This window comes from Pseudomonas silesiensis, from assembly GCF_001661075.1.
Classification (GTDB): domain Bacteria; phylum Pseudomonadota; class Gammaproteobacteria; order Pseudomonadales; family Pseudomonadaceae; genus Aquipseudomonas; species Aquipseudomonas silesiensis.
Genome location: NZ_CP014870.1, coordinates 3,677,824 through 3,697,882, shown reverse-complemented (window position 1 = coordinate 3,697,882; position 20,059 = coordinate 3,677,824). Strand labels below are relative to the sequence as shown.

The window sequence follows — 20,059 nt, the reverse complement described above, 5'->3', positions numbered from 1 at the left end:
CGCAACGCTCCCTAACATGACCGAAAGCCCTCTTGATTTCGGCCAGCCCATGACCCTCCACCAGCCATCGATCCATCGCCACTTGCGCAGCCTGCGCGAGTGGTGCGTCGGGCTGATGCTCGTATTGATAGCCGCCACCCTCGGCGCGGTACAGGCCAAGGAATACGGGGGCATCGAGCAACAACGCATCGAAAAAACCTTCCCCCTGACCGACTCGGTATCCGCCCCTGAAGGCAAGTTCAAGGTGCGCACACTGTCAACGGCCGGCGCCATCACCGGTTACGTGTTCCAAAGCCTGGACGTGGTGGATATTCCGGCCTACTCGGGCAAGCCGATCAACACCCAGGTGATCCTCGACCCGGCGGGGGCGATCAAGGATGCCTATGTCCTCGAGCACCACGAACCGATCCTGCTGATCGGGATTCCCGAAGCAAAACTCCACGCCTTCAGCGCCAAGTACAAGGACATCAACGTCAGCCAGCGGGTGGTCGTCGGCCACTCCAGCGACCCGAACGCGGTCACCGTGGATGCCATAGCCGGCGCGACCGTCACGGCGATGGTGGTCAACGAGGTGATCATGCGCGCGGCCCACGAGGTGGCCGTATCGCTCAAACTGGTCGAGGACAAGAGCGGCCAGGCGCAGAAACCCGCCACCGTACGCCAGGACTTCTACGAGCCCGCCACCTGGGAACAACTGACCGGCAACGGCGCGATCCGCCGCCTGAACCTGACCCGCGGCCAGGTCGACGCTGCCTTCAAGGGCACCGAAGCCGAAGGGATCGACATCGCCAGTGCCGAACAGGTCGATGACACCTTCATCGAACTCTACGTCGCCGACCTGAATCCGCCGACCATCGGCCGCAACCTGTTGGGCGACAACCAGTACCGTTTCCTCATGCAGGAACTCAAGCCGGGCGAGCAGGCCATCGCCGTGCTGGGCCGTGGGCTGTTCTCCTACAAGGGTTCGGGTTATGTGCGCGGCGGGATCTTCGACCGGGTGCAACTGCGCCAGTTCGGCAACGTCATCAGCTTTCGCGACATGGACCATCAGCGGCTCTCCGACGTCTTCGCCAAGGGCATCCCCGAGTTCGATGAGATGTCGATTTTCATTGTGCGTGAACCGGCCAGGTTCGACCCGGGAGCCGCCTGGACCCTGGAACTGCTGGTGCGCCGTCAGACCGGTCCGGTCAGTGGCACCTTCAGCAGCTTCGAACTGCCTTACCAGATGCCCGAGCCTTACCTGGAACGGCCATTGCCCAGCGCCGAAGAATTGGCAGCCATCGAGGAAGCCGGCCGGCCGATGTGGGTGACCATCTGGTACCAGAAACAGTTTCAGATCATGGTCCTCGGGGCGGCGCTGTTGTTGCTGACGACGATTCTGTTCCTGCAGGACACCTTCACCCGCCGGCCGCACTTTCTGCATTGGCTGCGCCGCGGCTACCTGGTGTTCACCGTGGTGTTCATCGGTTGGTACGCCCTGGGGCAGCTGTCGGTGGTCAACGTGCTGACCTTCGTCCATGCCCTGTTCGAGAACTTCCGCTGGGAACTGTTCCTCACCGATCCGCTGATCTTCATGCTCTGGGTGTTCACCGCCGCGAGCATCCTGTTGTGGGGCCGTGGCGTGTTCTGCGGCTGGCTGTGCCCGTTCGGCGCCTTGCAGGAATTGATCAACGAAGCCGCGCGCAAGCTGAAGATTCCCCAATATGAACTGCCGTTCGCGGTCCATGAGCGGCTGTGGGCGATCAAGTACATCATCCTGCTGGCACTGTTCGGCGTCTCCCTGGAGTCGATGACCACGGCTGAACTGTTCGCTGAAGTGGAACCCTTCAAGACCGCCATCACCTTAAGGTTCGACCGCCAGTGGTGGTTCGTGCTCTACGCGGTGGCGCTGCTGGTCATCAATATCTTCACCCGCAAAGTCTATTGCCGCTACATCTGCCCCTTGGGCGCGGCGCTGGCGATCCCCACCAAACTGCGGCTGTTCGACTGGCTCAAGCGTCGCAAGGAGTGCGGCGACCCTTGCCAACTCTGCGCCAAGGAATGCGAGATCCAGGCAATCCATCCCGATGGCCGGATCAATGCCAACGAGTGCCACTACTGCCTCGATTGCCAGATGACCTGGAACAACGATCACAAATGCCCACCGCTGATCAACAAACGCAAGAAACAACGCGGCAAGGCCGCACCGGTGAGCGCGCAACTCATACCTGTCGTGGAAGTGACGGCTGAACCCGGCGAGCACACGTCCCCAGTGACTGTTTTTATTCCTTCAAGGAGCACCTCATGAACGACACAGAAACCAAAGAACCAGCGCAACCGACCGGCCTGAGCCGGCGTGGTTTCCTCGGCACCAGCGCGGTGACCGGTGCGGTGCTGGCCGGTGCCACGGCCATCGGCGGCGCAGTCTTCACCCGTGAATCCTTTGCCGCGGCGGCCAAGGAGTCGAAATCGAAGATCCACGTAGGGCCAGGGGATCTGGACGATTACTACGGTTTCTGGAGTGGCGGTCACCAGGGTGAGGTGCGGGTCATGGGTATCCCGTCGATGCGCGAGCTGTTGCGCATCCCGGTGTTCAACGTCGATTCTGCCACCGGTTGGGGCCTGACCAACGAAAGCAAGCGGATCATGGGCGACAGCGCCCATTTCCAGAACGGCGACTGCCACCACCCGCATTTGTCGATGACCGATGGCAAGTACGATGGCAAGTACCTGTTCATCAATGACAAGGCCAACAGCCGGGTAGCGCGCATCCGCCTGGATGTCATGAAGTGCGACAAGATGCTCACCGTACCGAATGTGCAGGCCGTGCACGGTCTGCGTCTGCAGAAAATGCCCCACACCAAGTACGTGTTCGCCAATGCCGAGTTCGTGATTCCGCACCCCAACGACGGCAGCACCTTCGACCTGCAGGACAAGAACAGCTACACCCTGTTCAACGCCATCGATGCCGAGAAGATGGAGATGGCGTTCCAGGTGATCGTCGACGGCAACCTGGATAACACCGACGCCGACTACACCGGCAAGTACGCGGCCTCGACCTGCTACAACTCGGAGAAGGCCTACGACCTGGGCGGCATGATGCGCAACGAGCGCGACTGGGTGGTGGTGTTCAACATCCAGCGCATCGAAGCGGCGATCAAGGCCGGCAAGTTCATCACCCTGGGCGATGCGAAAGTGCCGGTGGTCGACGGTCGTAAAGCCGAGGGCAAGGACAGCGAATTCACCCGCTACATCCCGGTGCCGAAGAACCCGCATGGCATCAACATGACGCCCGACGGCAAGTATTTCATCGCGGCCGGCAAGCTCTCGCCGACCTGCACCATCATCGCCACCGCCAAGCTCGACGATCTGTTCAATGACAAGTTCAAGGACCCACGGGATGTGGTGGTCGGCGAGCCTGAACTGGGTCTTGGCCCGCTGCACACCACCTACGACGGACGCGGCAATGCCTACACCACGCTGTTCATCGACAGCCAGGTGGTGAAGTGGAACGTGGAAGAAGCCGTTCGCGCCTACACCGGCGAGAAGGTCAACTACATCAAGCAGAAGCTCGATGTGCAGTACCAGCCGGGGCACAACCATGCCTCGCTGACCGAAACAAGCGAGGCCGACGGCAAATGGCTGATGGTCCTGAGCAAATTCTCCAAGGACCGCTTCCTGCCGACCGGCCCGCTGCACCCGGAAAACGATCAGTTGATCGATATCTCCGGCGACGAGATGAAACTGGTGCACGACGGCCCGGCCTTTGCCGAACCCCACGATTGCATCATGGCCCGGCGCGACCAGATCAAGACCAAGAAGATCTGGGACCGCAACGACCCGTTTTTCGCCGAAACCGTGGCCATCGCCGCCAAGGACGGAATCAAGCTGGAGACCGACAACAAGGTCATCCGCGACGGCAAGAAAGTCCGGGTCTACATGACCTCCATGGCCCCGGCCTACGGTTTGCCGGAGTTCACCGTCAAGCAGGGTGACGAGGTCACCGTGACCATCACCAACATCGACCAGATCGAAGACGTGACCCACGGTTTCGTCATGACCAACCACGGCGTGAGCATGGAGATCAGCCCGCAGCAGACGTCGTCCATCACCTTCACCGCCGACAAGGCCGGCCTGCACTGGTACTACTGCAGCTGGTTCTGCCATGCGCTGCACATGGAAATGGTCGGCCGCATGCTGGTCGAAAAGGCCTGAGGGTTGCCCATCGACAGGAGCGGGCCAATGACCGGTTTCAAGCAAGCTTCGATGAAGGTCATTGCGCTGGCGCTCCTGTCGCTGGGCGCCAGCGCCCTGGCGGCGGTGCAGCCCGTCACCCGCTTGCCGTTGACGCAGGACGCCGGGCAACGCTGGCACCTGCCGGCGGGGGAGTATCGCGGCTCGTTCAGCGTCGATCAATCGATGCAGATTGTCTGTGAGCCGGGCGCGGTGTTCCAGGGCGAGGGGCAGGGCAACGGCTTGATCATCAACGCCCCGGATGTCGGGATCGAGGGCTGCACCTTTCTCGACTGGGGACACGACCTCACGGCCATGAACGCCGGGCTGTTCATCCAGCCCAAGGCCCGTGGCGCCGTGATCAAGGGCAATCGCCTGCAAGGCCGTGGTTTCGGGATCTGGGTCGATGGCACGGCGGATGTGAGCCTGGTCGACAACCGCATCCAGGGTGATCCGACGATGCGCTCCCAGGATCGCGGCAACGGTATCCATCTGTATGCGGTGCACGGGGCCAGGGTCATCGGTAACCAGGTGCGCGACACCCGCGACGGCATCTACATCGATACCTCCAACGGCAACCTGCTGCAGGGCAACACTTTGGAAGACCTGCGCTACGGCGTGCATTACATGTTCGCCAACGATAACCAACTGATCGGCAACACCACTCGCCGCACCCGTACTGGCTATGCACTGATGCAGAGCCGCAAGCTGACGGTGATCGGCAATCGCTCCGAGCAGGATCAGAACTACGGCATCCTGATGAACTACATCACCTATTCAACCTTGCGCGACAACATCGTCACCGACGTGCGCGACGGGTCGACCGGCGACAGCATGATCAGCGGCGCCGAGGGCAAGGCGTTGTTCATCTACAACTCGCTGTTCAACAGCATCGAACACAATCGCTTCGAACACAGCGCCGTGGGCATTCACCTCACCGCCGGCTCCGAAGACAACCGCATCGCCGACAACGCCTTTGTCGGCAACCAGCGCCAGGTCAAGTACGTGGCCACCCGCTTGCAGGAATGGTCGGCGGATGGCCGGGGCAACTTCTGGAGCGATTACCTGGGCTGGGACCGCAACAACGATGGCCTGGGCGACATCGCCTACGAACCCAACGACAACGTCGACCGCCTGTTGTGGCTGTACCCGCAAGTGCGGCTGCTGATGAACGGCCCGGGTATCGAGTTGTTGCGCTGGGTACAACGGGCCTTTCCGGTGATGAAGTCGCCGGGTGTGCAGGACAGTCATCCGCTGATGAAGTCACCCATTCAACCCCTGGCCCAGGAGCCTGCCGCATGAACGTCATCGACATCGAAGGTGTCAGCCAGCGCTACGGACACAGCACCGTGCTGCATCAGCTGAACCTGAGCCTGGCGGAAGGGGAAGTGCTGGGCTTGTTCGGCCACAACGGCGCGGGCAAGACCACCTGCATGAAGCTGGTGCTGGGATTGCTCCAGGCCAGCGCAGGGCAGGTGAGGGTATTCGGTCGATTGCCCAGTGATCCCCACGTTCGACGCCTGCTGGGCTATTTGCCGGAGAACGTGACCTTTTATCCGCAACTCAGTGGCCTGGAGACCTTGCGGCATTTCGCCCGACTCAAAGGCGCAGCGTTCACCCAGGTGGACGGGCTGCTTGAGGAAGTCGGCCTGGCGGGCGTGGCGCATCGGCGGGTCAAGACTTACTCCAAGGGGATGCGCCAACGCCTGGGGCTGGCGCAAGCCTTGCTCGGGGCGCCGCGCTTGTTGCTGCTCGACGAGCCGACCGTGGGTCTCGACCCGATCGCCACCCGGGACCTGTACCGATTGCTCGATCGCCTGCGCAGCCAGGGCACCAGCGTCATCCTGTGTTCCCACGTGTTGCCCGGGGTCGAGGCGCATATCAACCGCGCGGCGATTCTGACCCAGGGCCGTTTGCTGGCCCTGGGCAGTCTGCACAGCCTGCGGGAGGAAGCCGGGCTGCCGACGCTGATTCGCGCCCACGGGCTCAAGCATGCCGGGCCCTTGCAGCAGCGTTGGAACAATGCCGGGCATGTCACCCAGCGCTGGGGCGTGGAAGGTCTCGAAGTGGCCGCGCTCAATGGCAGCAAGCTCGGCCTGTTGCGCCAATTACTCAATGACGATGAACCGGCTGACGTGGAAATCGACCCGCCGTCGCTGGAAGATATCTACCGCTTCTACATGGGCCGCGCGGTTGCAACCGCAACCGGGGAGGCCGTATGAACCCGATCTGGAACATGGCTCGCAAGGAGTTCAACGACGGTTTGCGCAACCGCTGGCTGTTGGCGATCAGCCTGTTGTTCGCGGTGCTGGCGACCGGCATTGCCTGGTTGGGCGCCGCGGCGTCCGGGCAAGTGGGCTTTACTTCGGTGCCCGCGACTATTGCCAGCCTGGCCAGCCTGGCGACCTTCCTCATGCCGCTGATTGCCTTGCTGCTGGCCTATGACGCCATCGTCGGCGAGGACGAGAGCGGTACCTTGCTGCTGTTACTGACGTATCCGCTGGGGCGCGGGCATATCCTGCTCGGCAAGTTCGTCGGCCACGGGTTGATCCTGGCGCTGGCGACGCTGATCGGCTTCGGCTGCGCGATGCTGGCGATTGCGCTGCTGGTGGATGAGGTCGAACTGAGCCTGCTGCTCTGGGCCTTTGGCCGTTTCATGCTGTCGTCGACCTTGCTGGGCTGGGGCTTTCTCGGCCTGGCCTATGGGCTGAGCAGTGTGTCTGCGGAAAAATCCACCGCGGCCGGGTTGGCGCTGGGGGTGTGGTTTTTCTTCGTGCTGGTGTTCGACCTGGCGTTGCTGGCGCTGCTGGTGCTCAGCGAAGGTCAGTTCAACCCGAAGATCCTGCCCTGGTTGCTGCTGCTCAATCCCGCCGACATCTACCGCCTGATCAACCTTTCCGGTTTTGAGCCCGGGGCCAATACCGCCGGGGTACTGACCCTGGGCAGCGATTTGCCGATGCCGGGCGCGATGCTGTGGCTGTGTCTGTCGCTGTGGGTGGCGGCACCGCTGGCCGCGGCCTGGCTGCTGTTCCGCCGTCGGGCGACTTGATTTTCACTTTGAAATTCTGGAGTAGTTGACGATGAGTGCGTTTTATCTGACGACGGTACGTGCCATGGCGGGCCTGATGGTCTGCCTGCTGTTGGCGGCCTGTGACAAGCCCGCGCAAGCGTCCTTGAGTGAGGCCGCGGTAGCCTTTCATCCCAGTGATGAATGCCATGTCTGCGGGATGATCATCAATGGCTTCCCCGGGCCCAAGGGGGAAGTGGTCGAACGCAGCGGGATCCGGAAATTTTGCTCCACGGCGGAAATGATCGGCTGGTGGTTGCAACCGGAAAACCAGCATCGCAATGCCCGGTTGTATGTCCACGACATGGGCCGCAGCCTGTGGAATGCGCCGGATGACGCCCACCTGATCGATGCCAGGGACGCCTTTTACGTGGCGGGCACCTCGCTCAAGGGCGCGATGGGCGTGGTGTTGGCGTCGTTCTCCAGTCGCCAGGCCGCCGACAGGTTGGTGGCGGAACAGGGCGGGCGGGTGCTGCGCTTCAGCGAGATCGATCAGGCGCTGCTGCAGCAACAGCCCCCATCGACGCATTCGAGCCATTGACCCGCGGCATCGCCTGGTTTCCCTCGAGAAAATCTGATCGCCGTCAAGTCGTAATGGCTGCGCTTGTTCAAAGATGGAGGCTGGCTACGTCCCCAGTGCTTGGCATCCGCGATGCCCAGGAGAACATGATGCAAACCGAGTTTCAGGATCGTCTGGCGGTGATCACCGGCGCCAGTTCCGGGATTGGCCTGGCGTTGTGCGGCGCGCTGTTGGCCCGTGGCGCCAAGGTGCTGACGATGTCGCGTACCGCCGGTGAATTGCCGGCCCTGAAAGAGATCTACGGTGAGCGATTGCAATGGTGCGCCGGGGACGTCACCTGCCAGGACGACCTGCAGCAGTTGGCGCGGCGAGCCGCGGTACTGGGCCCGGTGGCCTGGCTGGTGCCCTGCGCGGGGATTGCCGAAATGGCCGACAGTCTGGACATGCCGGCCTTCCAGCGCCAGTGGGCGGTCAACGGTGCCGGGGCGTTGAACACCCTGGCGGCGTTGCGCGGTGAACTGGCGAGCCCGGCCTCGGTGGTGTTTGTCGGCAGTTTCCTCACAGGCTCGAGCTTTCCCGGCCTGGCGGCCTACATCGCCGGCAAGGCCGCGCTGGCGGCGCAGGCGCGCACATTGGCGGTAGAGTTCGCGCGGTATGACGTGCGCATCAACCTGGTCTCCCCGGGACCGACCGCAACCTCGATGTGGGACCACCTGGGGTTGAGTGAAAAGGAGCTCGACGACGTCGCCGACACCCTCGGCAAACGTCTGCTGCCCGGGCATTTTCTCGATGCGTCGGCGGTGGCCAATGTGATTATCTTCCAGCTGTCCCAAGGCGCCCGCGGGGTCTATGGCCAGGACTGGAAGGTCGACAATGGCTACACCTTGAGCTGAGGATCACCAGGATCGCAGCCAGCACCATCGCCCCGATTACCTGTAGGAGCCCGGCTTGCCGGCGAAGGCGGCGTGTCAGCCAACATCCATGCCGTATATCAGACCGTGTTCGCCGGCAAGCCGGGCTCCTACAGGTAATCGGGGTGTACACGAACAGGTGTCCAACACAGAACCCTGTGGGAGCTGGCTTGCCAGCGAAGGCGGCGTGTCAGCCAAGATCCATGCTGTATATCAGACCGTCTTCGCCGGCAAGCCGGGCTCCTACAGGTAATCGGGGTGTACACGAATAGTGTGCCAAGGCTTAATGCGACGTCCCCTCGACAAACTCAATCTTGTTGCCCACGTTGTACTTACCCGACGGTTTGTTCATCGGGATGCGTTTGATCTCCGCGAGGGTGTTGCTGTCGTACACGATCAGCGCGCCGTCGGTGGCCCAGATGCTCAGCAGCAGGTAGCGGCCATCGCGGGTGAACTCGATGTGGGCGGCGGTCTTGCCGGGCATCGGGCGCAGGGTGTGGGCGATTTCCAGGGTCTGTTTGTCGATCAGGTGGATCGCATCGTTGTCGGGGCCGAAGAACACATCGCTCCAGGCATACCGTGAATTGACGTGGCTGCGCATGAAGAAACCCGGCCCCAGGGTCGGGATTTCCTTGATCAGGCGCCAGGTCTTGAAATCGATGACCGAGATCAGGCCCTTGCTGATGTTCGGCGTGGCGAATACCCACTCACCGTTGCGTTTCCAGTAGGTCCCCGACCCCAGGTGCGGCATCCCCGGCAACGGTATGTCGGTGACCACCTTGCCGCTATCGAGGTCGATCACCTGACCACCCTTGGCCTTGCGCGAAGTGGCCAGCAACTGCTTGTAGTCTGGCGAAAAGGAAAAGTCGTCCAGCACATCCCCGGCCTGGATCCGTCGCGGTACGAAGTCCGGTGTGCCGGCCCAGGACAGCTCCCAGACTTCCTTCACGTCCTTGAGCGCCACGATGAAGCTGTCGCGGGGCGGGGCGGAATAGACCGCACTGACCCGCGACGCGGTACCGTCCAGTCCGGTCGCCGGGATGGTTTTCACCAGTGACAGATCACGGGCATCGAGCACCACCAGGTTGCCGGGCAGATAGTTGCCGACCAGCACCCAACGGCCATCCTTGCTCACCGCGAGGTTGCGGGTATTGAGCCCGGCGCGGACTTCGGCGATCAGCTTCAGGTTGTGCAGGTCGTACAGGCTGACCCAGCCATCGCGCGAGGCGACGTAGACGAAGCGTCCGTCCGGCGAGAACTTCGGCCCGCCATGCACCGCGAAGTGCGACGCAAAGCGCGCCAGCACCTCGAACCGATCGCCGTCGAGGATGCTGATGTGATGATCGCCGGCCTCTACCACCACAAACAGGTTCAGGGGATCGGCACCATGCTGGGCCGTGCCCGGCAGCTTGCCGACATCGACCAGCATCGAATGACTGCCGCGAATGTCATCGTTACTCCAGGTCGGTGGGGTGGCGGGCGGTTGCTGCAGGTAGTCCGCCAACCCGTCGATCTGCGCGGGCGTGAACACCTTGGCATACCCGGTCATCTGGCTCGCCGGGCGACCGTCGCGGATCACCCTGCGGATTTCGTCGGGCTTGATCCGGCTCAGGCTTTCCGGGAGCAACGCCGGGCCTGCTGCGCCGAACCGGTTGGCCCCATGGCAACTCAGGCAATGTTCCCGGTAGTCGTTCGCGGCCTGTTCAACTGGCGCAATCGTAGCGCCGGCATGGGCCGCGCCGAGCCATAACAACGGGGCCAGCGCCAGGCGTCTCATGCCACCACCTTGCTGCGGCGTGGCTGCGCTTGAGCGGGGTAGAAGCGCGCCGGGAAATCCAGCTGTTGCGTGGCGAACAGATCGACCACTTCGCCAATCACCGTCAATGTCGCAATGCCCGGCGGACACTCCAGCGCCAGGCTCGGCAGCTGCCGCAGCACACCCCGGACGACATGCTGGTCGGGACGGGTGCCATTGCAGATCAACGCTGCCGGCGTATCGGCTGCCAGCCCGGCTTCGATCAGTCGTTCGGCGATGACCCCCAGGTTCGACAGGCCCATGTAGAACACCAGGGTCTGGCTACCGTCGGCGAGGCTGCTCCACGGCAGCGACAAGTCGCCGTCACGTTGCAAATGGCCGGTAATGAACCGGCAGGAGTTGACCAGATCGCGGTGGGTCAGCGGGATGCCCGCGTAAGCGCTGCAGCCGGACGCGGCGGTGATGCCCGGAACCACCTGGCAGTCGATGCCGCGTTGCAGCAGGTACTGCAGCTCCTCGGCGCCGCGGCCGAAGATGAACGGGTCGCCGCCCTTGAGCCGGACGACGCGCTGCCCTTGATCGGCGAGGTCGGCCAGCAGTTGGTTGATCTGTTCCTGGGGCAGGCTGTGGCAGCCGCTGGCCTTGCCGACGTAATGCCGGGCGCAGGCGAGGGGGATCAGGATCAGCAATTCGGGGCTGATCAGCCGGTCGTACACCACGGCGTCGGCCTGCATCAACAGGCTCCAGGCGCGCAGGGTCAGCAAGCGGGGATCACCGGGGCCGGCGCCAACCAGGGCAACTTCACCCGGCCTGAACGAGGACTCGAGTGTGGGCGGTAGGGCAAGTGATGGAGGCATGGGACGTCCTTGGTGCTTCATCAGGTTGGCCGGCCACAGCCTGTGTCAGGTGGTTGGCCGGACGGGCTAGTCAGTGGGTGATGCAGGGGATGAGCGTTGGCGGCGGTACTCCGATTTCTTCATCGCTGAGATGGCAACCGGGGTCCTGGCCCCAGAGATCGCCCTCGGCCCAGGCGCGGGTGCGGGTATTGCCGTTGCAGATGGGCAGCCAGCGGCAATGGGCGCAGCGCCCGCCCACCACCCGGGGATGTTCACGCAGTCGCAGCAGCAGGGCATCCGGCCGCTCCAGCCACAAGGTGCGAAACGGCGTACGCCGCACATTGCCCACCGAGTGCTGCCACCAATAGGTGTCCGGGTGCACTTCGCCGGTGTTGTCGATATTGGCGATGCCGCTGCCGGAGGCATTGCCGCCCCAGGCGCGGAGCATGTTTTCCAGGCGTGGGTAATGCTCGGGCAGACGCAGGGCTGCCCATTGCAGCAGGAGGATGGCGTCGGCATCGTTGTTGCCGCTGGCAAAGTCGCTGTCGCGGCCCTGTTGGATGTCGGCCCAGGCGCGTTCGAAAATCAGCGTCATGGCCTCGCGGCTCATCTGCTGTAGCGCGTCGAGTTGGCGACTGCGTTTGCCGCGACCGCTGTAGTTGAGGTGCGACAGATAAAACTTCTGCACGTCGTACTCGCGCATCATCGCCTGCAGCGCAGGTAGTTGCTGATGATTCTCCTGGGTCAGGGTGGTGCGCAGCCCCACGCGAATCCCCTGTTCGCGGCAGAGGCGGATGGCCTGCATGGACCGGGCGAAGCTGCCCTTGAGTTGGCGGAAGGCATCATGGGTGGCTTCCAGGCCATCGATGCTGATCCCGACATAGTCGAAACTCGCGGCGCTGATCTGCGCGATAGTGTGCTCATCGATCAGCGTGCCGTTGGTGGACAGGGCAACAAAGAAACCCTTGCCCCTGGCATAGGCGCTGAGCACGAACAGATCGTCGCGCAACAGCGGCTCGCCGCCGGAAAGAATCAGCACCTTCACCCCGGCGTCGTGCAGGTCATCGATCACGGCCAGCGCGGCGGTGGTGTCCAGTTCGTCGCGAAAGACACTGTCAGCCGACGTGGCGTAGCAGTGCTTGCAGGTCAGGTTGCAGCGCCTCAGCAGGTTCCAGATCACCACCGGCGGGCGGTTGCTGCCCGGTGGGCTGGTCCGGGGCGCAGGTGCCTGGCCGGCCAGCGCGCGCAGGTATTGGCTGATCCTCAACATGCTTCTCTCCTTGAGTCAGGGCGTGTTCAGCGTGGCGTTGGCGGCAGGCGCACACCGGTTTTCTTCAGGATGCGGGTGCTAACCAGCATGTCGTCGGCGGCACAGGCGTCGCCCAACAAATAGCGCAGGTGTTCGCGGTAGCTGTCGATTTCTTCACTGCTGCGCCCGTGGACCATGGCGAACAGGTTGTAGCGCCACGCGCTGCGGCGTGGCCGGCGATAGCAGTGGCTGACAAAAGGTTGCGCGCCGATCAGGGCGCCGAGGCGCGGCATGTCGCAGTCCCGTACATCCCAGACCGTCATGCCGTTGTGGCGATAGCCGAGCCGATAGTGGTTGGGCACGGCGGCGATACGACGGATGGCGCCCTCGGCCTGCAGGCGCTTGAGCAAATCCAGGGTGGACTCGATGCTCAGGTCCAGCTGTTCGGCGAGCCAGGCCCAAGGGTCGTCCAGCAACGGCAGGCCGGCCTGGGTCAGCTGGATCAGGTGCCGGGCCAGCGCTTCTTCAGACCGGGAAGTACAGACCGACATGGTAGGTCTCCTCTTTAGGCAGGTTGAGCAGCGGCAGGCCGGTCATGTTTTCGATGCGCTGCAGGGTCTCGACGATGCCTTGTTCCGTCAGGCAGCCAAGCACGAACCACATGTTCCAGCGGTGTTCGCGCCGATAGTTGTGCGCCACTTCAGGCAGGGCATGCAGTTGCTCGGCGACCGCGTCGAAACGGTCTTCCGACACCGCCAGCGCGGCGAGGGTGAAGGCGCCACCCAGGCGTTCGATGTCGAACATCGGGCCGAATCGGGTGAGCACGCCGTCCTCGAGCAATTCATGCAAACGATCGAGCAATTCGTGGCTGCTGCTGTCCAGTTCGGCGGCCAGGGCCTGCCAGGGATGGCGGACCAGCGGCAGGCCCAGTTGCAAACGATTGATCAGTCGACGATCGAGATCATCCATGCAGGGATGCTCCTGTTGGCGAGGGGGCATAGCGTCCACCGCATTGTTTGAAGGCGTGGCTGCTGAACAGCAATTGATGGGGCAGGTCGCTCAGCAGTTGTGCTTGCAGCAACGCTTGAACCTGCGCCTCGACCTGGTCCCGTTGCCGCCCGTGGATCATGCAGAACAGGTTGTAGCGCCACTGCGGCAAACACCGCGGGCGTTGGTAGCAGAGGTTGATCCCGGGGACCCGGCCCAGGCGCTGGCCGACTTCATCGATCAGCGCGTCCGGAACATCCAGCACCAGCATGGCGTTGGCGGTAAACCCCAGGGCGCGATGGTTGAGCACCAGGCCGACCCGACGGAACAGTCCTTGCGCCTGCCACCGGTGCATCTGCACGAGCACCTGATGCTCGTTGCCCTTGATCCGTTCGGCGAGGGCCTGGTAGGGCCGCGACACCCGCGGCAATCCGGCTTCCAGGTGCCGACGCAGGGCCAGTGCCTGTTTGGCGCTCAATCCGGGCTTCATGGGGTTTCTCCCAGGGCGAAGCCGAGGTCGATGCGAAACGCGGTCACCATCGGCAGGTCCAGCGGCATCAGGCCGGTGTCGCGCTCGAGCTCCTTGAGCACCCGGTCGAGGTGTGGGCGATCAGGGCCGGTCAGCACAAACCACAGGTTGTAGAAATGCTCCCGGGCGTAGTTGTGATTGACCTCCGGGTATTGGTTCACGCGTTCGGCGACCTGTTGCAGGCGTTCGGCGGGCACGGCGAGGGCGGCGAGGGTGCTGGCCCCGGCGCGGCTGTGTTCGAACACCGGGCCGATGCGTGACAGGCTGCCGGCCTGATCCATTTCTTGCAGGCAGGCCAGTATTTGCGACTCGCGGCATCCGAGGATCCGCGCCATTTCCTTGTAGGGTTCCGGGCACAGCGGCATGCCGTGCTGGAAGCGGTCGATCAGTTGGTGGCTGAGCAGGTCCAGGTTCATTTCAATACCCCATTTTTTGCGCGCGGCTGCTGAAGAAGATGCCGCTCGGCGCGGTGGCCGGCAGGCTGCCCAGCAGCTTGAGCCGGTACGGATCCCAGACCTGAACCTGACCGCCGTCACGTAGCGACAGCCACAGTTGGTCGCCACGGGCGGTGAATTCCATGTGCAACACGGCCGGTCCCGGTCGAAGGTCGGCGATGACAGCATGGGTTTCGCTGTCGATGACCTGGACCCGATCGTTGTCCGGGTAGGCGAAGTTGACCCATAGCTGGCGACCGTCCGGCCGCGACGTGACGAACACCGGTTGGCCGGCGACCGGGATGACTGCAGTCTGCTTCCACGTGCGCGAGTCCATCACCAGCACCTGGTGATGGCCGACGGCGGGCACGAAGGCCTGGTTGTCGGCGACGGCCCAGCCTTCCAGGTGCGGCATCTTGTAGACGGGCAGTTTCACGTGTCCGCGTCCGTAATCGCCGAGCACCCGCTGCACCCCGCGCTCCGGATGCCAGAGGTCGAGTTGCGCCATGCCGTCCTCGCCGAACAGCCCGGCCATGTAGTAGCGTCCATCCGGGGTGATAAGGGCGTCGTAGGGCTGCTGGCCGATGTCGGTGAAGCGGCTGATCCGGGGCGTGCTGCTTTGGCTGAAGTCGGCGGTCCAGATTTCGCCGGTATCGAACAGGCTGAAGACAAAGCGTTGTCCCGGGGCGTCGACCAGGCCGACCACCCGCGAGCGTTTGCTGCCATCGGCCAGGGGCGTGGCCGGAATGTCGGCCACCAACTGCAGGGTTTTGGCATCGAATACCTTGACCCCGCCGGGCACGTAGTTGGACACCGCGATCAACTTGCCGTCCTGACTGATGGCGCCGCCGATGCTGTTGCCGCCCTGGATGACTCGATGCTCGATGCGCCGGGTCAGCAGATCGATTTTGCTCAAGCCGCCGTCGCGGCCGAACACATAGGCGTAGCGCTGGTCGCGGGAGAACACCACCGAGGCATGGGACAGGTCACCGAAACCCTCGAGTCGGGCCAGGGCGGTGCGGGTGTCGCTTTCGATGATTTGCACGCTGCCCGTGGCGCGCTCCACCACCACCCCCAGATCGCCGGTACCGCGCAACGGTGGCTGGACGCAAGCGGACAACAGCAGCCCGGTCGCCGCTGACAGCAGGAGTGATCGGATCATGGTGCGGGGTATCCCTGGAGAAGAAGATCGACCAGCCAACGGATGTCGTCCGGGCTGAGCAATGGCGCCCAACCGGGCATGGCGGTGCCGGGCCGGCCGTGGCTGACGGTGGCGATCAGGCTGTCCCTGGACTTGCCGGCCAGTGCCGCGCGGGTCAGTTCGGGGCCCAGCCCGCCAGTCATGTGCAGCCCATGGCAGGCGCCACAGTCCTGGCTCAGCAGGTGTTCGAGTTGCGCCTGACGCGTGGCGTCCGGTGTCGCAACCGCGGTGGTGCAAATGAGGAGGAGGGCCGCCACAATCACAACGTGTCGATAGACCTTCATGACGCCCCCCAGGTGGTTATTTGAGCGTCAGTACCCAGGTCGCGAGAATTTTCGCTTCTTCATCCGTCACGGGGTTGGCGGGCATTGGCATCGGCCCCCAGTTGCCTGAGGTGCCGTTCTTGATGTGGCTTGCCAGGGTGTCCGCGGCTCCGGCCACGCCCGCGTTCTTGGCCGCGACATCCTTGAGCGCGGGGCCGACCAGCTTGGTGTCGATGGTATGGCAGGCGGCGCAGGGTTTGCTCTTGAACAACGCCGGGCCGTCATCGGCAGCCATGGCCGGCTGCACGCTCAGCGCAGCGGTCAGGGCGAACAGTGAAAACAGTGTATTTTTCATGGTGGTTCCTTACATTGATGGAGCTCAATAGATGTCGTGTTGGGTGTTGTAGACGTTGAACTTCCCGGTGGGCGTGATCAGTCGTTTGTCCTTGATGACTGCTTTGAGCTTCAGTGTTTTGTCGTCGATCACCACCAGCGCCGATTCGTCGGCCTGGCCGCTCCACACGGAGAACCAGACTTCATCGCCGGCCTTGTTGTATTCCGGTTGCACGACCCGCATGGCGCCTTGCTTGATGCCTGCGTATTCGGCGATCGGCAGCACGGTGTAACCGGCGTCGAGCTTGTCGAGGTTGAACACCGCCACCGACTGACTCAGCTTGGTGTCCGGGTTGAGGGTGGTGTCGACGTACAGGTGACGGGACTTGGGGTGGGTCTTGATGAACAGCGAACCGCCACCCTGGCCCTTGAGCGAGGCGACCTGTTTCCAGGCGTATTGCGGGTGTTTGGTCGGGTCGGTGCCGATCAGCGAGATGCCGTCGTCGCCGAGGTGGCTGGTGGCCCAGACCGGTCCGTAGGTCGGGTGGTTGAAGTTGGCGCCGCGACCCGGGTGCGGGGTTTTGCCGACGTCCACCAGCGCGGTCAACTTGCGCTCCTTGGAGTCGATCACGGCGACCTTGTTCGAGTTGTTGGCGGCGGTCATGAAGTAACGGTGCGTGCTGTCCCAGCCGCCGTCATGCAGGAAGGGCGCGGCATCGATGTAGGTGACGGTGAGGTTTTTGATGTCCTGGTAATTGACCAGCATGACCTTGCCGGTTTCCTTGACGTTGACGATGAACTCCGGCCATTCGTGGGAAGCGATGATTGCCGCGACCCGGGGTTCGGGGTGATAGTCCTGCTTGTCGACGGTCATGCCGCGGGTCGAGACGATCTGTTTCGGCTCCAGGGTTTCGCCATCCATGATGGTGAACTGTGGCGGCCAGTAGGAGCCTGCGACCGTGTATTTGTCTTCGTAGCCCTTGAACTTGGAGGTCTCCACCGAGCGCGCCTCGATGCCCACCTTGACTTCGGCGACCTTGGTCGGCTCCAGCGGCCACAGGTCGATCATGTCGATCCGCGCGTCGCGGCCGATCACCAGCAGGTAGCGACCCGAGGCGGAGATGCGCGAGATGTGCACCGCATAACCGGTCTCGATCAACTTGACGATTTTCTTGCTGTCACCGTCGATCAGGGCGATCTTGCCGTCATCGCGCAACGTCACGGAAAACAGGTTGGGCAGGTTGAGTTTGCTCAGTTGCTTTTTCGGACGATCCTCGGGTTTGACCAGCACCTTCCAGGTCTTGAGCGTCTCGGCCATGCCCCATTCCGGCGGCGTCGGCGGCGTGTGCTGGATGAACTTGGCCATGACCGTGATCTGATCCTTGGTCAGCGCATTGGACGTCCCCCAGTTCGGCATGCCCGCCGGTGACCCGTAGGTAATCAAGGCCTCCAGAAACGGTTGGCCGCGGTTCTGGGTGATGTCCGGTGTCAGTGGCTTGCCGGTGGCTCCTTTGCGCAGGACACCGTGGCAGCCGGCGCAACGCTGGAAATAAATTTCCTTGGAGGCGTCGAAGTCGGCCTGGCTCATGTCCGGCGCGCCGGCGGTCTTGACCATGGGCGGGTTGGTCGCGGCGGCGGGCTCGTCGGCGCTGGCGGCATGACTCACCGCCAGGGCCAGTGACGAACACACGGTGGCGAGGGTCAGGGCAAACGTTCTTCTGTTGCTGATCAGCATTCCATTTCTCCTCAGGCAAGACCTTTGCGATGTGCTGAAACGGCAGCGCAGAACGCAGGTTCTTAATGCGCTGCAAGGCTATGCCCAAGGGGCCAATGCTCGCTTGACGGCGATCAAGTTTGCCGGCCAGGCCCCTTGCCAGGTTGTCGCAGGGGCCCGTAGCGTGTGGCTTGAATCCGCTTTTGGAACAGGCAGCCCATGGACCGAATCCCGTCTTGCGCACACCCGATCGAACCCTTCTATCAACCGCTGAATAATGAGGAGGCGCTGTTCGAGCAAGCCTGGCATCACGGCATGCCGGTGCTGATCAAAGGGCCGACGGGGTGCGGCAAGACCCGCTTCGTCCAGCACATGGCCCATCGGCTGAAACTGCCGCTGTACACCGTGGCCTGTCACGACGACCTGAGCGCCGCCGACCTGATCGGCCGCCATTTGATCGGCGCCCAGGGCACCTGGTGGCAGGACGGACCCTTGACCCGCGCCGTGCGTGAAGGCGGCATCTGTTACCTGGACGAAGTGGTCGAGGCGCGCCAGGACACCGTGGTCGTTCTGCATCCCCTGGCCGACGATCGGCGCGAGCTGTTCCTGGAACGCACCGGCGAAGTGCTCAAGGCTCCGCCTTCTTTCATGCTGGTGGTGTCGTACAACCCCGGGTACCAGAACCTGCTAAAAGGCATGAAACCCAGCACCCGGCAACGCTTCGTGGCGATGCGCTTCGGCTACCCGCCGGTGGCCGATGAAGAGCGCATCGTCGCCAGGGAGGCCCAGGTGGATAACGCGCTGGCGGCGCAAGTGGTCCGGCTGGGCCAGGCCCTGCGTCGGCTCGACCAGCATGATCTGGAGGAAGTCGCCTCGACCCGTCTGCTGATCTTCACGGCGCGCATGATCGGTGCCGGCATGAGCCCGCGGGAAGCGTGCATGGCCTGCCTGGCCGAACCCCTGAGCGATGATCCGCTGACCGTTGCGGCGCTTATGGATGTGGTCGATGTCCACTTCGGCTGAGTTCACAGGGGTTAAGCGGGGCCACTTGCCGGGCGATCTGGCGATGTGGTTTTTCATCCTGGCCGAGTTGTCGGTGTTCGCCATCCTGATCCTGGCGTTCGCCGTGACCCAGGCCCTCAAGCCGCAGATGTTCAGTGACAGCCGGCTGTTGCTCGACACCTCTACCGGCCTGGCGATGACCCTGAGCCTGCTGACCGGCGGGCTGTTCGCCGCGCTGGCCCAGGAACAGGTCAGGCGCTCACGGCCACGCCGTGGCGCGGTCTACCTGCTGGCAGCGCTGCTCGCCGCCAGTGTCTACGTGCTGTTGAAGCTCACCGAGTACCACCACCTGCTGGATTTGGGCCTGGGAATGGAGCACAACACCTTTTTCACCCTCTACTGGATCCTCACCGGGTTCCACTTTCTCCATGTATTGCTCGGCATGGTCATCCTCGGCTGGCTGGCCGAGCGTTGCCGTCGTGGTTTGTACAACGCCGACAACCGCAGCGGCTTTGAATCCGGGGTGTTGTATTGGCACATGGTCGATCTGATCTGGGTCGTGCTGTTTCCGCTGGTCTATGTGCTGAGTTAACGAGGTGATCATGTCTGTATCCAGGGTATTGCTCGTCTGCTGGGCGGCGTTGGCCGCGTTGAGCCTGTGCACCGTGCTGCTGGGGCGTGCCGAGGGCACCCGGCTGTTGACGATCGCCATCCTGCTGGTGGCCGTCGGCAAGGCCTGGCTGATCGCCGACGGCTTCATGGAAATGCGTCACGCGCCGCGGCTGTGGCGGCGGTTGATGCTGAGCTGGGCGGTGGTCCTGGCGACCGTTGTAGGGCTGACGCTGGTGGAGTTCCGCTGAAGGAATACATCCCGTAAAACAGCGCGATTCCAATGTGGGAGCGAGCTTGCTCGCGATGAGGCCATAACATTCAACATCTTCGTCGACTGTCAGGCCGCCATCGTCGGAACGCCGCCCGGAGCAAGCTCGCTCCCACTTTGGATCTTCGTCAGCCATACGATCTATACCCGACCAAAACCATCTGC

General features: G+C 63.2%; 21 protein-coding genes. 10 read left to right on the top strand and 11 right to left on the bottom strand.

Annotated features, from left to right (window positions below):
• Positions 1-16 precede the first annotated feature (16 nt).
• The 7 genes from nosR (at position 17) to PMA3_RS16370 (ending at position 8,692) form a co-directional block, all read left to right on the top strand.
• A complete protein-coding gene (nosR, locus tag PMA3_RS16400) occupies positions 17-2,287 on the top strand; it encodes a transcriptional regulator NosR (protein ID WP_064678147.1) in 2,271 nt (756 codons plus the stop codon).
• Positions 2,284-4,194 carry a TAT-dependent nitrous-oxide reductase gene (gene nosZ, locus PMA3_RS16395; RefSeq protein ID WP_064678146.1) on the top strand — a complete coding sequence of 637 codons (1,911 nt, stop codon included), beginning with the start codon at positions 2,284-2,286 and terminating at the stop codon, positions 4,192-4,194. Before nosR ends, nosZ begins: the two co-directional genes overlap by 4 nt.
• 27 nt (positions 4,195-4,221) lie before the next feature.
• Entirely contained in the window at positions 4,222-5,514 is a 1,293-nt protein-coding gene (locus PMA3_RS16390; protein ID WP_064678145.1) for a nitrous oxide reductase family maturation protein NosD, read from the top strand.
• Entirely contained in the window at positions 5,511-6,434 is a 924-nt protein-coding gene (locus PMA3_RS16385) for an ABC transporter ATP-binding protein (RefSeq protein WP_064678144.1), read from the top strand. Before PMA3_RS16390 ends, PMA3_RS16385 begins: the two co-directional genes overlap by 4 nt.
• Entirely contained in the window at positions 6,431-7,261 is an 831-nt protein-coding gene (locus PMA3_RS16380; protein ID WP_064678143.1) for an ABC transporter permease, read from the top strand. The genes PMA3_RS16385 and PMA3_RS16380 overlap by 4 nt, the downstream gene beginning before the upstream one ends.
• Positions 7,262-7,292: 31 nt before the next feature.
• Positions 7,293-7,820, top strand: a complete 528-nt coding sequence (locus tag PMA3_RS16375) for a nitrous oxide reductase accessory protein NosL (protein WP_064678142.1) — start codon at positions 7,293-7,295, stop codon at positions 7,818-7,820.
• A gap of 128 nt (positions 7,821-7,948) precedes the next feature.
• On the top strand, positions 7,949-8,692 hold the full coding sequence (locus PMA3_RS16370; RefSeq protein ID WP_064678141.1) for an SDR family NAD(P)-dependent oxidoreductase: 744 nt from the start codon (positions 7,949-7,951) through the stop codon (positions 8,690-8,692).
• Positions 8,693-8,993: 301 nt separating this feature from the next.
• Here PMA3_RS16370 and PMA3_RS16365 read toward each other — a convergent pair whose 3' ends face one another.
• The 11 genes from PMA3_RS16365 to PMA3_RS16315 all read right to left on the bottom strand — a co-directional run bounded on the left by PMA3_RS16365 (position 8,994) and on the right by PMA3_RS16315 (position 18,033).
• Positions 8,994-10,487 carry a nitrite reductase gene (locus PMA3_RS16365; protein ID WP_064678140.1) on the bottom strand — a complete coding sequence of 498 codons (1,494 nt, stop codon included), beginning with the start codon at positions 10,485-10,487 and terminating at the stop codon, positions 8,994-8,996.
• The gene (cobA, locus tag PMA3_RS16360; RefSeq protein ID WP_064678139.1) at positions 10,484-11,323 is read right to left on the bottom strand and encodes a uroporphyrinogen-III C-methyltransferase; all 840 of its coding nucleotides are present in this window, start codon (positions 11,321-11,323) and stop codon (positions 10,484-10,486) included. Before cobA ends, PMA3_RS16365 begins: the two co-directional genes overlap by 4 nt.
• A 70-nt stretch (positions 11,324-11,393) precedes the next feature.
• Positions 11,394-12,572, bottom strand: coding sequence for a heme d1 biosynthesis radical SAM protein NirJ (nirJ, locus tag PMA3_RS16355; RefSeq protein ID WP_064678138.1), 1,179 nt, complete (start codon positions 12,570-12,572; stop codon positions 11,394-11,396).
• 26 nt (positions 12,573-12,598) lie between these two features.
• On the bottom strand, positions 12,599-13,102 hold the full coding sequence (gene ahbB / locus PMA3_RS16350) for a siroheme decarboxylase subunit beta (protein ID WP_064678137.1): 504 nt from the start codon (positions 13,100-13,102) through the stop codon (positions 12,599-12,601).
• Positions 13,077-13,520 carry an Lrp/AsnC family transcriptional regulator gene (locus PMA3_RS16345; RefSeq protein WP_064678136.1) on the bottom strand — a complete coding sequence of 148 codons (444 nt, stop codon included), beginning with the start codon at positions 13,518-13,520 and terminating at the stop codon, positions 13,077-13,079. The genes ahbB (PMA3_RS16350) and PMA3_RS16345 overlap by 26 nt, the downstream gene beginning before the upstream one ends.
• Positions 13,513-14,028 carry a siroheme decarboxylase subunit beta gene (gene ahbB / locus PMA3_RS16340; RefSeq protein WP_064678135.1) on the bottom strand — a complete coding sequence of 172 codons (516 nt, stop codon included), beginning with the start codon at positions 14,026-14,028 and terminating at the stop codon, positions 13,513-13,515. The genes PMA3_RS16345 and ahbB (PMA3_RS16340) overlap by 8 nt, the downstream gene beginning before the upstream one ends.
• Positions 14,025-14,483 carry an Lrp/AsnC family transcriptional regulator gene (locus PMA3_RS16335; protein WP_064678134.1) on the bottom strand — a complete coding sequence of 153 codons (459 nt, stop codon included), beginning with the start codon at positions 14,481-14,483 and terminating at the stop codon, positions 14,025-14,027. The genes ahbB (PMA3_RS16340) and PMA3_RS16335 overlap by 4 nt, the downstream gene beginning before the upstream one ends.
• Position 14,484: 1 nt before the next feature.
• Entirely contained in the window at positions 14,485-15,663 is a 1,179-nt protein-coding gene (locus PMA3_RS16330; protein WP_064678133.1) for a cytochrome D1 domain-containing protein, read from the bottom strand.
• Positions 15,660-15,986, bottom strand: a complete 327-nt coding sequence (locus PMA3_RS16325; protein ID WP_064678132.1) for a c-type cytochrome — start codon at positions 15,984-15,986, stop codon at positions 15,660-15,662. Before PMA3_RS16325 ends, PMA3_RS16330 begins: the two co-directional genes overlap by 4 nt.
• 16 nt (positions 15,987-16,002) lie before the next feature.
• Positions 16,003-16,320 (bottom strand): c-type cytochrome, encoded by a 318-nt coding sequence (locus PMA3_RS16320; RefSeq protein WP_064678131.1) that lies wholly within the window; start codon positions 16,318-16,320, stop codon positions 16,003-16,005.
• A 24-nt stretch (positions 16,321-16,344) separates the two neighbouring features.
• Positions 16,345-18,033 (bottom strand): nitrite reductase, encoded by a 1,689-nt coding sequence (locus PMA3_RS16315; protein ID WP_064678130.1) that lies wholly within the window; start codon positions 18,031-18,033, stop codon positions 16,345-16,347.
• A gap of 198 nt (positions 18,034-18,231) precedes the next feature.
• Between PMA3_RS16315 and PMA3_RS16310 the strand changes: the two genes are divergently transcribed.
• The 3 genes from PMA3_RS16310 to PMA3_RS16300 are packed head-to-tail and all read left to right on the top strand — an operon-like array spanning position 18,232 to position 19,874.
• Complete coding sequence (locus tag PMA3_RS16310) at positions 18,232-19,035, top strand: CbbQ/NirQ/NorQ/GpvN family protein (protein ID WP_064678129.1); 804 nt, start codon at positions 18,232-18,234, stop codon at positions 19,033-19,035.
• Complete coding sequence (locus tag PMA3_RS16305; RefSeq protein WP_064678128.1) at positions 19,019-19,606, top strand: cytochrome c oxidase subunit 3; 588 nt, start codon at positions 19,019-19,021, stop codon at positions 19,604-19,606. Before PMA3_RS16310 ends, PMA3_RS16305 begins: the two co-directional genes overlap by 17 nt.
• Before the next feature lie 10 nt (positions 19,607-19,616).
• On the top strand, positions 19,617-19,874 hold the full coding sequence (locus PMA3_RS16300; protein ID WP_064678127.1) for a cytochrome C oxidase subunit IV family protein: 258 nt from the start codon (positions 19,617-19,619) through the stop codon (positions 19,872-19,874).
• Positions 19,875-20,059 lie beyond the last annotated feature (185 nt).